This is a genomic window from Bacteroidota bacterium, from assembly GCA_016711505.1.
Lineage (GTDB): Bacteria > Bacteroidota > Bacteroidia > AKYH767-A > 2013-40CM-41-45 > JADKIH01.
This window is the reverse complement of record JADJSV010000003.1, coordinates 83,934-96,671: the sequence shown is the minus strand read 5'-3', so window position 1 is coordinate 96,671 and position 12,738 is coordinate 83,934. Positions and strand designations below refer to the sequence as shown.

Below are 12,738 nucleotides of genomic sequence, written 5' to 3'. Positions count from 1 at the left end.
AAAAAAAATTACTTGTAACACCTTTGAATACCAAAACACTTCATTTTTGAACCACCTTTAACTCCATATATCCACTCGCCGAATCCTTCTCACGAGTATATACAACTTCATCATGAGTTCCAATCACAAGTTCTGCTGTTGTCCGGACAATACTTCCTTCCTTTAAATGTCCACCGGTTGCTTTTCCGTTTTCGTCTGTTACTGTAATATGAAAGTGAGATCCCTGAATTGAAAATGTACCTGTGAGAGAAGTAATTTCCAATGGTCCGGCCACGGATGATGTTTCAGATTTGCCAGCAAAACGAATTGCAGCAACTGTCAAACTGCCTACACAGGTAATTACAAATGCTGCATCCAGTTTTTCTTTGGCAGCAAAGGCTTCGAGTTCATGTTTAAGATCGGTTCCCGAGGTAAGGCGGAAGGAAAATAGTTTCATAGTATTGGATTTTATTATTCTGAAATGGTTTTCAAAAAAGCTATTGCCTCATCTACCGTATCAATATTTCTTACAGTCAGAGAAAGTTTAGATTTCTCTTCGCGGAGTTTAACTTTGTGAGAATGCTTTTGTACATATTTTAGTACCTGATTGAATACTTCAGACTGGTAGAATGGTGAGACCTGATTACTGATGAAGTAACCGATGAATCGCATGTTTTTCAGAACAACTTTTTCAAATCCGTATTTTTCTGCAAGCCATCTTAACTTGATCGTTGCTAAAAGTTCTTCGGCTTGCTTTGGAATTGGCCCAAACCGATCCTTCAGTTTCACCGCAAACTCCTCCAGCTTTTCTTCTGTGGAAATACTGTCGAGTTCTTTATAGAGGATCAAACGTTCTGTAACACTGTTCACATAATTAGCAGGTAATAGAATTTCCATATCCGTATCGATCTGACAATCGGCAACGAATTTTCTTTCTGTTGTAGTATCTGTTTCAAATACTCCTGCAAAGTCTGTATCCTTCAATTCCTGAACAGCTTCGTCAAGGATCTTATGATACATTTCAAATCCGATCTCTGAAATAAATCCGCTTTGTTCTCCGCCAAGTAAATTTCCTGCGCCACGGATATCAAGGTCACGCATGGCAACATTGAATCCTGAACCCAGATCGGAAAATTCTTCAATTGCTCTGAGTCGTTGCTTCGCTTCGTTTGTCAGTGCAGACATTGGTGGCGCTAAAAGCAGACAAAATGCTTTTCTATTAGAACGCCCTACTCTTCCGCGCATCTGATGCAGATCGCTCAGACCAAAATTCTGCGCCTGATTTATGATGATCGTATTTGCATTCGGAATATCCAAACCTGATTCAATGATTGTAGTTGCAACCAGAATATCAAATTCATGTTCGATAAATTCCAGAATTGTCCCTTCCAGCTTTTCGCCATCCATTTGTCCATGACCAACTCCGATCCTTGCTTTTGGAACAAGTTTCTGGATCATTCCGGCAACATCATGAATATCTGATACACGATTATGAATAAAGAACACTTGTCCGTCGCGCGACAATTCATATTCTATCGCTTCCTTAATTACTTTATGATCGAAGACATGCAATTCAGTAGTTACGGGCTGACGATTTGGAGGTGGTGTATTTATTATACTCAGATCTCTTGCGCCCATCAGCGAAAACTGAAGTGTTCTTGGAATCGGCGTTGCTGTTAATGTCAGCGTGTCTACATTGACACGAATCGCTTTCAACTTCTCTTTTGCTGCTACTCCGAATTTTTGTTCTTCATCAATGATCATCAAACCAAGGTCATGGAATTTTACATCCTTACCCAATAATCTGTGAGTACCGATGATAATATCGATCTTTCCTTTTTCCATTTCAGCCAGCGTTTCTTTTTGCTTCGCTGCTGACTTAAAACGATTGATATAATCTACAGTACATGGAAAATCTTTGAGTCGTTCGCTGAATGTATTAAAATGCTGCAATGCCAAAATAGTTGTTGGAACAAGAACTGCAACTTGCTTTCCATCTGTCACAGCTTTGAATGCTGCTCTGACAGCGATCTCCGTCTTGCCAAAGCCAACATCACCGCAGATCAGTCTGTCCATCGGATATTCACGTTCCATATCCTTTTTAACATCGACTGTCGACTTCACCTGATCAGGAGTATCTTCATAGATAAAACTAGCCTCTAACTCATTCTGCAGATAAGTATCCGGATTGAAAGCAAAACCTTTTGTCGCTTTTCTTTTTGCATAAAGAGCAATAAGATCTTTCGCAATGTCTTTAACTTTCTTTTTGGTCTTTTGCTTGAGCGTTGCCCAGGTAGTAGAACCTAGTTTATGTAAGGAAGGCGCTGTGCCATCTTTGCCTGTGTATTTGGCAATACGATGAAGTGAATGAATACTTACATAAAGAATATCATTGTCCTTATAGATCAGTCGCACTGCTTCCTGCGGTTTATCATTGGCAATGATCATTTCAAGTCCTGCGAAACGCCCGACTCCATGATCAATGTGCGTTACATAATCACCCGGCTTCAATGAATTGATCTCTTTCAGTGTGATCGCTTCATTCCTGCTGTAATTCTTTTTCAATCTGAACCGATGATACCGGTCAAAGATCTGGTGATCGGTATAACAGGCAAGTTTCAGGTCGTGATCTACAAATCCTTCGTGTAATGACAAAAGCAGAGTTGTGAACTCAACTTTATTCTCCAGTTTATTTTTCTTCTCAAGATCTTCGAAAATCGCATAAAGTCTTTCCACTTGTTTGGAAGAATCAGCAAAAAGAATGTTCTTTATTTTCTGCGCATGATTGGCCTGAAGATTCCTGATCAGCAGATCAAAATTTTTATTGAATGAAGGCTGCGGTGAAAAAGAAAATTTAAACAGTTCAGAGTTTTTAAAATGTTGTCTGTTACCGAATTCGACTGTTGTTTTATTAGCTAACTTTTCTGCAATGATCTGCGAACTGTCAAATACTTCATCGATCTTGGAAGAAGAATATGTTTTTGTTTCGTCAATGGTAGCTTTGACATTATTCTGATGCAGTTCAATATACGCCAGAACTGAATTCAGGTCCTTTGTCCAGACAGTTGTGTTTGCAGGAAGAAAATCAAAAAAAGAAGTTCGGCTATCTTCCAGTAATTTTGTCTGAACATTTGGAATAATGTTTACATGATTCATCGGCTGTACAGAAAGCTGAGTTGTCGGATCAAATGTCCTGATACTATCAACATCATCACCGAAAAATTCAATTCTATATGGAAGTTCGTTTGCAAACGAAAAAATATCGATGATACCGCCCCGAACAGAAAACTCTCCTGCCTGCGCAACAAAATCAACGCTTTCAAATTCGTGATGCAGTAAAAATTCAGTCAGGAAATCTGGTCGATAATTTTTCTCCGACACGAAGTGATGAGAATTTTGCTCCAGATTTTTTCTCGTAACAACTTTTCTGTTATCGCTTCCGGATAGGTAACTACAATTACAGATGATGATTTATTCAATCTGCTTAACACTTCTGCTCTTGATAAAATACTTGCATTATCAGAATCATCGAGCTGAAAAGTTCTTTTATATGATGAAGGAAAAAATAATGGATGATTATTGGCAAGAAGATTCTCGATATTATTCAGAAAATAAGCCGCCTCTTCCCTGTCATTCAGAATTACCAGATGAGAATTAGTAGTAAGAGAAGTTACAGCAGCTAATATGATTGCATCCGCCGATCCCGCCAGTCCACCGATCTGCAAATGATTTGCAACTGGCTCCTGTAATTTTGCAGCAATAGAAACGACGAGAGGCCGGGATGTATAATACCCCAGCAGTTGATTACGGTCCATAGGTAGGCGAAGGTACAGGAAAAAGTCAGAATGTTCAATGGTCCTGGTTCAAAGTTCAAAGTTCAAAGTTCAAAGTTGGCCTTGTAGCCGCCTACGAAGCTAACTTTGAACATCGAACTTTGAACATTGAACTTATTTCGCTTCCACCTGCGAATACTTCGCCATAAACTCTTCAGCCATCGTTACCATATCTGAAGAACCTATAAATAAAGGAGTACGCTGATGCAGTGATGTTGGTTGTAATTCTACAATACGTTTAAAACCATTTGATGCTTTTCCGCCTGCTTGTTCAATAATAAAAGCCAGTGGATTACATTCGTAAAGCAAACGCAATTTTCCTTTCGGAGATTTTAATGTCGACGGATAAATAAAGATTCCGCCTTTTAAAAGATTTCTGTGAAAGTCCGCGACAAGTGAACCGATATATCGAGATGAATATGGACGGGAAGTTTTTGCTTCTTCAACCTGACAGTATTTAATATATTGTTTTACTCCATCAGGAAAATGAACATAGTTTCCTTCATTGATTGAATAAATAATTCCATTGCGTGGACAAACCATATCAGGATGCGATAAACAGAATTCACCGATACTAGGATCAAGTGTAAATCCGTTCACCCCTTTTCCTGTTGTATAAACAAGCATTGTTGAAGAACCGTAAATAATATATCCGGCAGCAATCTGGTCAACACCTCTTTGCAGATAATCCTTTTCTTCAACAGTTCCTGAAAATGAAGTCCGGCGGTAGATAGAAAAAATCGTACCGATAGCAACATTCACATCAATGTTTGATGAACCATCAAGTGGATCGATACATACGACATACTTAGCATTTTTACTAACTGCACTATCGACCTGTACTAGGCCTTCGTTTTCTTCAGAAGCTACAGCGCAAGTTTCTCCACCTGCACTAAGTGCAGCGATGAATTGCTCGTTAGCAAAAACATCAAGCTTTTTCACTGACTCACCTTGTACATTGATGGTTCCATATTCTCCTAAAATATCGGCCAAACCAGCCTTGTTGACTTCACGGTTAACGATCTTTGCAGCGATTCCGATATCACGAAGTAATCGTGATAATTCACCTTTTGCATATGGAAAATCAGCTTGTCTTTCAATAATAAACTGACCGAGGGTTACAACTTTGTTCATTTTGTATGGCGTTAATGCTGCAAAACTAACATTTGAAATTGAATCCCTCGAAAAAGAAGCAATATTCCTCCTGTAACTCTTGAAAATCAAGCATTTCAGTAAAAATAAATCCCGGGATTGCCGGAATGAAACGATTTTAATCATGCTTATCTTAACCAAAGCCCGAATCATTATCTTCGCCCTCACCACAAGTGCATCTATATATATGAATACCCAAACAAGTTTCCCAAAAGAGAAGATCAAGATCCTGATGCTGGAAGGAGTTCATCCGGCCGCTTTGCAATTATTCAAAGATCACGGATACAGCGATATTGAAGTTGTAAAAGGTGCCATGAGTGAAGAAGATCTTTGCGAAAAGATCAAAGATGTCCATTTACTTGGGATTCGTTCGAAAACTCAGTTAACTAAAAAGATCATTGAATCAGGAAACCGTTTGATCGCTGTTGGTGCATATTGCATTGGAACAAATCAAATCGATATGAATTCATCGATTGAAAATGGTGTTGCAGTTTTCAATTCACCGTTTTCAAATACAAGATCCGTTGCTGAATTAGTAATTGCTCATTGCATAAATCTGATGCGCCGCGTTTTTGAAAAAAGCGATGCAGCACATCATGGAAAATGGCTGAAAGACAGTGCTGACAGTTATGAAGTGCGCGGTAAGACATTGGGTATTGTAGGCTACGGACATATTGGTTCACAGGTATCAGTACTTGCAGAGAATATGGGAATGAAAGTGATCTTTTATGATATCGATGCAAAACTCAGTCTGGGAAATGCATCATCGGTGCGATCACTAGATGAACTTTTGCATAATTCAGATATCGTTACACTACACGTTCCGGAATTACCGACAACTAAAAATCTCATCAATGAAAGCAATCTGAAAAAAATGAAAGCCGGATCGATGCTGATCAATTATAGTCGTGGAACTGTTATCGATCTAGATGCAGCGAAACGTGCAATTGAAAGCAATCATCTCCGTGGATTAGCGGTAGATGTTTTTCCATACGAGCCGAAAAATAATTCGGAGAAATTTGAATCACCGATACAAGGTTTGCCGAATGTCATTCTTACTCCGCACATTGGTGGTTCTACACAGGAAGCACAGGAAAATATTGGATTGGATGTTGCAAATAAGCTCATCAGTTTCCTTGAGACGGGTTCCAGCAATGGATCATTGTCAGTTCCTGCATTGAGCTTGCCTGTACTATCTGAAACACATCGTTTGTTACACATTCACAAAAACGTTCCCGGTGTATTGAGTGAGATCAATGGTTTGCTTTCGAAAATGAATGTGAACATTCTCGGTCAGTATCTAAAGACGAATAATCAGATCGGTTATGTTGTACTTGATATTGATAAAAGCACATCTCCGGGAGTATTGGAAGAATTAAAAAAAGTAAAGAGCACGATCCGTGTTCGTAGTTTATATTAAGATGAATATTCGCAAAGGAATAAAATCCGATCTACCTTCAGTTTTCCGATTGGTCAACGAACTTGCGCTTTTTGAAAAAGCACCGGAAGCTGTTACCAATACAATTGCAGATATGGAGAAAGACGGCTTTAGTGAAAATCCGGTCTTCGGTTTTCATGTTGCAGAAGTTGACCATGAAATTGTAGGCATTGCAGTTTACTTTATCAAATACTCCACCTGGAAAGGCCGCGGACTATATCTGGATGATCTTATCGTCACAGAAAGAATGCGCGGAAAAGGAATCGGACAAAAATTGTTTGATGCATACATTGCTGAAGCGAAAAAGATCGGAGCAAAACAAGCACACTGGCAGGTGCTGGACTGGAATACACCAGCGGTTGATTTTTATAAAAAGCTAGGAGCGTCAATTGAAGCGGAATGGTGGGACTGTAAGTTGTCGGAAGATCAGATCAACTCGCGGTCTTAATTAATAATGAATAATATGGAGGCATTGATGATAGCATTTGCTGAAAGCAACTTCTTGGGGTTTGCATAACACTCCCAATGCACACAACAAACGTCATTCCGAAGGAAACTTCTTGGTGTCTTAGGAAGAACTAAAAATTAATTCTGACTGCGGATTGCAGAACAGATTACCTATAAAGTACGACTCAAATTACAAATTACGAATCTCTAATTACTAAATAAAATTTCGGATTGCGGATTTCGGATTGCGGAATGACCCTTCCAACAAAGTACAACTCTAATTACACATTACGAATCTCTAATTACGAAAAAATAAATGCGTGTTTTCAAATTTGGTGGAGCATCCGTAAAAGACGCCGACTCTGTAAAGAACGTCGGACAGATCCTATCAATGTTCCGGAAAGAAAAGATCATTGTTGTTATTTCCGCTATGGGAAAGATGACGAATGCTTTGGAAAAAGTGGTACAGGCATATGTAAGCAAGTCAGATGAGCTTCCTTCATTGATAGAAGAAGTAAAAACGTTTCACACAAAAATTATCGACGACCTTGGATTTGCTCCAAATCATGATCTTCGCGGAGAAGTTCAGAATTCTTTTACTGAGATCGACTGGATCATAGAAGAAGAGCCGACTCGTCCGTATGGATTTTACTATGACCAGATCGTTTCGCATGGCGAATTAATTTCGACACGAATTTTGAGTGCTTATCTGAATGAAAACAAAATTGAGAATTCATGGCTGGATATCCGCGATGTTTTACAGACAGACAATAACTACAGAGAAGCAAAAGTAAACTACGACCTTACCGGCAAACTGATTGCAGAAAGAATTCCTGCTTTGTTTGAAAAAAAGAATTTCATCATCACACAAGGCTTCATTGGTGCTACATCAGAAAATTTCACAACCACATTAGGCCGTGAAGGATCCGATTACACTGCAGCGATTTTGTCATTCTGTATTGACGCAACAGAAATGGTTGTATGGAAAGATGTTTCCGGAGTAATGAGTGCTGATCCGAAGTTATCGGATGATGCAATGAAACTGGAACAGATCGGTTACCACGATGCTATTGAGTTGACATACTATGGTGCAACAGTTATCCATCCGAAAACAATAAAGCCATTAGAAAATAAAAATATTCCATTGCGTGTCTGCTCATTTAAAGCACCGCAAGACAAAGGTACAAGCATTGGAAATTACCATGCAACAAAACCATTGGTTCCTTGCTTCATTTATAAATTCGATCAGATCCTTTTTTCCATATCATCGAAAGATTTTTCATTCATTGCCGAAGAATCGCTCAGTAGAATTTTCGGAATCTTCGCAGCGCACGACATTAAAATAAATCTTATGCAAAATTCAGCAGTCAGTTTTTCCGTCTGCGTCGACAACGACAAATACAAGATCCCCGGATTGATCGAAGCATTGAAAAAAGATTTCCGTTTGCTTTACAATGAAGACTTGAAACTGGTTACTGTGAGACATTACTTTGCTTCTACGATTGATGCATTGACAAAAGGGAAGACTATTTTGCTGGAGCAGAGGAGTCGGCAGACGGCGCAGGTGGTTATGAAGGGTGAGTAACTAAGAAGTAAGTTTAATACTTACATTATAGCTTAATTATTTTCCTTATCACTTTTCTCTTGTAGAAATTTAACTCTAAATAGTAAACACCTTTTTCAAATCTCGATATATCAATTGACTTTTCAATTCCGGCAAAATTAGTTTCGAAAATTTGGCTTCTGCCAAATGTGTCAAAAATATTTACAGTTTTTAATTGGATAGCGTCACCTGAAAATGACAAAAATAACAAATCATAACTTGGATTAGGATAAATCGAAACTTCAAATTTATCAATGTCATCAACATCGGAATAACCTACATATTTAGCAACGTTATTTGCTGTAACTCCTCCAATATTCGAGAATAATCCTACAACATAAATATCGTTTTGATAAAATTCAAAATCAGCTACAATAGGTTGAATGATTTCATTAGTAACTTTGCTCCAATTTGTTCCATTCCATTTAGCTATTCCACCTGTTATTACTCCTCCGGCGTTTTGAAAAGGGCCGCAAGCATATAGTTCATTATTATAAACTTTTATTTTCCATATAGAAGCATCAGTCCCACCACCAACATCATTCCATTGTAAGCCATCCCACCGCATAATATTATTACCTTCATTTCCGTCAGATGTTGTAAAATTTCCCGCAACATACAGATCACCATTATAGATTGCCATAGAATTTACAACCGAAACTGAACCGTAAATCGGATGTCCGAGTAAATGAAACCCTGAAGAATCTTTGTAAGCAAGATCAACATTGGAAGTGCTATCAAAAAAATTACCTCCAAAAACCAATTGATTGTCATAGTAAATAAAATCGCCGATCCATCCTTCAAATGGGATACTCAGGCAGTTGAAAACTGTATCATTCCAACTAACCAATGAATTACAGAATTGCCCATCAGCATTTCTAAAGTTTCCCGAGATGTACAACTCATCATTAATTTCTTTCATTTCGTAAACAGAACCATCTAAACCATTGCCAATAGTATCCCAACTAACACCATCAAAACGACCCAAATAATTTGAAGTGTTGTTTGGTGTAAATCCACCATCGGAATACAGTTTGTTTTTATAAGTGATTATAGAGCGATTTGTTTGATAAACTGTAAGTCCTGATCCAACTGAGTCCCAATTCTGACCATTCCAAACAGCAATACCATGGCAGCGAATTGAATCCGCCAAATAAAACTGACCGCCGATATATACTTTATCGTTTATCGAATCAACATATATGCTTGCAATTCCTTGATTCGTACCTCTACCCACAGATTGCCAATTGCCCGCCAAGCAAACGTTGGAAAAAAAACTAATAAAGATGCTTAATAATATTTTCAAGTTTTAATGTATTTTAAGTGCTTGGCTTGATTCAATCAGCAAATTGTTAAATATTCGAAAAACTCTTTAAACTTTTAATATAAAACCCAAGGTAAAAATTAAAATCTAATAAAATGTTAATTGGGAATTTTTCCAAATTCGAAAATTTTATAAAAACTGGGTTACTATGGAAAACGAAAAGTGAAAAATGCGTTACTGATTAAATCGAAAGTCCCTAGACTACGCCACACTTTTCACTTTTCTCTTTTCTCTTTTCATTCTACAATTCTAAATAAATTATCTCCCCCCGCGCATCCGATACGTCCTTTTCAAATTCTTTCTCGAACTTGTAGCAAGACGGGCCTTATTGTTTTCTTGTTTCAACGCCACTTCTTCACGGTGATGAAAAATATTTTCTACAATACGGGCTTTTTCGGGAGTTACCGGAGGCGCATTGCCTTCTTCAGGAATGAAATGTTCATCTTCGCCATGAATTTCAGTATCAGGGGCAGTTGATTCAACGGGTTCAGTCGTCCTTGATTTGCGAGATTGCTCATTATCCGAGTCAGATGAATTTTCAAATGGTTTTTACTGATCGGTTTCTTTTCTATTGACTTGTTCTCTTCAGGATTTTTTTCTGACGGTCGCTTAGATGAAAGTCTCTTTTCAGCAATAGTCGGTTTTTTATTCATCGGACTTTGAGCAGAAACGGACTTAGGTTTAGTATTTGTTTGGGCTTTTGTGTTTTGTTTGGGAGCAGATTTACTTTTTGTGTTGGCTTGTGGATTTCTTTTTGATACAGGAGTTGTGCTTTTTTTAACCGAAGAACTCTTCGACTTCGATGCTACAGGCGATTTCTTTGATTTCGATACTGAAGGTGATTTTTTAGACTTTGATACTGCAGGGGACTTCTTCTTAGCTGCAGGTTTACCGGCCTTAGAAGCTGTAGGTTTTTTCTTTACGGCAGCTTTTTTAACTGCAGCCTTTTTCGATTTTGCCTTCACTGCAGGTTTCGATTTTTTTTTTGCTTTTACTGGCATGATCTATTGTTTTAATGGGTGAACTGAGAATATGATAAAGTTTCAAAGGCAAACTTTGCACCATTTGCTAAATCATTATTTATATAGTCAAAGTTGTGAACAAAGTCACCCTTCAAATACAAGAATAGAAACCAGGAAATAAATTCTTTTAATCTGTAATTTACCTATGAAAATCTTAAAATTAAATTTCAATTTTTAACCATAAAACTAATACCTACTATTTCGTTTAAAAGTCGACTAGGCTGTTCTAAGGCTCGAACCCACTCAATCAAAATGTGTCCCATTTTGGAAACACATTTAAAAACTCAACTAAATCATTTCTATCCTTAATACTTTACAAATCGCTTCCTGAATGTCCGTTCTTCGCTGAGTCCACTTAGGAAATACAACCCGCACGTCAGATTTGAGATATCAATTTCAAGCTGTGCAATATTAGTAGAAATTTTCTGAACAAGTTTCCCTGTGAGGTCGTAAATGACAATTTCCTGAATCAATCCGGAAGCGATTTCAATATTCAGTTTGCTGGCTGCCGGATTAGGATAAAGCTCGATGAGATCGTCGATGTTTAAGTCGTCGATGTTGATTGATTTGCATTCGACAGATGTGTTCATTGAAGAAGGGAGAAAATTAATTGCAATTGAATTCACAGATATGCTTCCCGGAATTAGCAATGCTCCCGTATCCAAGGGCAGACTTTGATTTGTACTTGTTAAATTTATCGGCTGAAAATTACATGCACTTTGAAACATTGAATCCATTTTAATTAATTCAACAAAATTAAATGACCCCGGAATACTTGGATCAATTCTTCCATCATTACAAAGAGCAATATAACCTGAATCACTGGTAGCAGCGATATCCGCAGCATCCCCATAATATGTTGCATTAAACACATTCGCTTTAATAAAATTACCATTCACATCTGTTTCCATGAATAACATCCGCTGATCTACTGTATCACTAATGCTGCCTGACATAACTAAATTGTCATTTGCTTTTTCCAAAATGGTTGTAAACCTGATGCCGTCTATCAAGTATGATTTTGACCACATCAATCCTCCGATGGAGTCTATTTTACTCAGTGTGGCCGCGAATGAAGTATATCTGGCAAAAACAAAATTTCCATCCTTGCATTGTAATAGATCAGGAACAGGATGATAACCCGCTCCGTCAAAAGATTTTGACCACAATATATTTCCTGAAGAGTCAGCTTTAATTACAATAATTCGCCAGTCTTGATTTTGATTTTCCTCACTATACAATGCCAAATAACCACCATCCGAAGTTTCAATCACTCTACTAAAATTTATATGATTAGAAGACACAGGAGTTTGCATAGACCAGACCAGATTTCCTATAGAATCCATTTTGAATAATTCAAAAGAAAAATCCGGTTGAACTAAATTATAACCAGATGCTATAATTCCTCCATCTAAAGTAGTTGTGAACGCATCAACAAAGAGAAGTGATATGCCATTAACATGCTTTGCCCAAATCACATTTCCTGAATTATCAAGTCTCATAATGGATTGCCCACCAACTACCAAAAGATCTCCATTTGCAAATCTTTTCATTGACCCATCATAAATCAAAGTATCATAATATTTAACCCAATTGATACTTCCCACGGGATCGCATTTTGCAACATATTGATATGTCTGATCTGAAAGTGAATCATAAGAAAATCCGGTGAATATGTAACCACCTGCTATGTCTTCTACGATAGAAACTCCGTTGCTTAATGCTCCTGGAATGGCATATTCTTTTACAAAAGTGATTTGCGAAAACCCAATATGATACGTCAAAGTAAAAATGAACATGGCGAGTAGAAATTTTTTCATAATGATAGTTTTTAAAAAATAATTTCGAAGTAAAAGAAATAATCCTCAGTTTTTATCAAGGATTTGTCATAATCCTTCACAAACAATGATTACAAGCATTGATCTCGAGCTGATTGTTGA

Annotated in this window: 8 protein-coding genes and 1 pseudogene; 3 read left to right on the top strand and 6 right to left on the bottom strand. The window is 37.7% G+C overall.

Features of this window, described 5'->3' with window-relative positions; all coding sequences use genetic code 11:
• Positions 1–40: 40 nt before the first annotated feature.
• The 3 genes and pseudogenes from IPL24_06340 to fbp all read right to left on the bottom strand — a co-directional run bounded on the left by IPL24_06340 (position 41) and on the right by fbp (position 4,946).
• A complete protein-coding gene (locus tag IPL24_06340) occupies positions 41–436 on the bottom strand; it encodes a DUF296 domain-containing protein (GenBank protein MBK8363307.1) in 396 nt (131 codons plus the stop codon).
• Positions 437–450: 14 nt separating this feature from the next.
• A pseudogene (gene mfd / locus IPL24_06335) lies at positions 451–3,794 on the bottom strand (transcription-repair coupling factor).
• A gap of 132 nt (positions 3,795–3,926) precedes the next feature.
• Positions 3,927–4,946, bottom strand: a complete 1,020-nt coding sequence (gene fbp / locus IPL24_06330; protein ID MBK8363306.1) for a class 1 fructose-bisphosphatase — start codon at positions 4,944–4,946, stop codon at positions 3,927–3,929.
• Between the two features lie 205 nt (positions 4,947–5,151).
• Between fbp and serA the strand changes: the two genes are divergently transcribed.
• The 3 genes from serA (at position 5,152) to IPL24_06315 (ending at position 8,434) form a co-directional block, all read left to right on the top strand.
• A complete protein-coding gene (gene serA, locus IPL24_06325; protein ID MBK8363305.1) occupies positions 5,152–6,384 on the top strand; it encodes a phosphoglycerate dehydrogenase in 1,233 nt (410 codons plus the stop codon).
• 1 nt (position 6,385) lies between these two features.
• Entirely contained in the window at positions 6,386–6,850 is a 465-nt protein-coding gene (locus IPL24_06320) for a GNAT family N-acetyltransferase (protein MBK8363304.1), read from the top strand.
• A 315-nt stretch (positions 6,851–7,165) separates the two neighbouring features.
• Entirely contained in the window at positions 7,166–8,434 is a 1,269-nt protein-coding gene (locus IPL24_06315; protein MBK8363303.1) for an aspartate kinase, read from the top strand.
• A gap of 25 nt (positions 8,435–8,459) precedes the next feature.
• Here the strand turns inward: IPL24_06315 and IPL24_06310 are convergent, their stop codons facing one another.
• The 3 genes from IPL24_06310 to IPL24_06300 all read right to left on the bottom strand — a co-directional run bounded on the left by IPL24_06310 (position 8,460) and on the right by IPL24_06300 (position 12,618).
• Complete coding sequence (locus IPL24_06310; GenBank protein ID MBK8363302.1) at positions 8,460–9,689, bottom strand: T9SS type A sorting domain-containing protein; 1,230 nt, start codon at positions 9,687–9,689, stop codon at positions 8,460–8,462.
• 488 nt (positions 9,690–10,177) lie between these two features.
• Positions 10,178–10,777: a hypothetical protein gene (locus tag IPL24_06305; GenBank protein MBK8363301.1), complete on the bottom strand. Its 600-nt coding sequence runs from the start codon at positions 10,775–10,777 to the stop codon at positions 10,178–10,180.
• A 326-nt stretch (positions 10,778–11,103) separates the two neighbouring features.
• Positions 11,104–12,618 (bottom strand): T9SS type A sorting domain-containing protein, encoded by a 1,515-nt coding sequence (locus IPL24_06300; protein MBK8363300.1) that lies wholly within the window; start codon positions 12,616–12,618, stop codon positions 11,104–11,106.
• Positions 12,619–12,738 lie beyond the last annotated feature (120 nt).

What these genes read in the sequence shown, in the direction of transcription:
- fbp (MBK8363306.1), bottom strand. Translation starts at nt 4,946, where the DNA reads ATGAACAAAGTTGTAACCCTCGGTCAGTTTATTATTGAAAGACAAGCT.
- IPL24_06300 (MBK8363300.1), bottom strand. Translation starts at nt 12,618, where the DNA reads ATGAAAAAATTTCTACTCGCCATGTTCATTTTTACTTTGACGTATCAT.
- IPL24_06340 (MBK8363307.1), bottom strand. Translation starts at nt 436, where the DNA reads ATGAAACTATTTTCCTTCCGCCTTACCTCGGGAACCGATCTTAAACAT.
- IPL24_06315 (MBK8363303.1), top strand. Translation starts at nt 7,166, where the DNA reads ATGCGTGTTTTCAAATTTGGTGGAGCATCCGTAAAAGACGCCGACTCT.
- serA (MBK8363305.1), top strand. Translation starts at nt 5,152, where the DNA reads ATGAATACCCAAACAAGTTTCCCAAAAGAGAAGATCAAGATCCTGATG.
- IPL24_06305 (MBK8363301.1), bottom strand. Translation starts at nt 10,777, where the DNA reads ATGCCAGTAAAAGCAAAAAAAAAATCGAAACCTGCAGTGAAGGCAAAA.
- IPL24_06320 (MBK8363304.1), top strand. Translation starts at nt 6,386, where the DNA reads ATGAATATTCGCAAAGGAATAAAATCCGATCTACCTTCAGTTTTCCGA.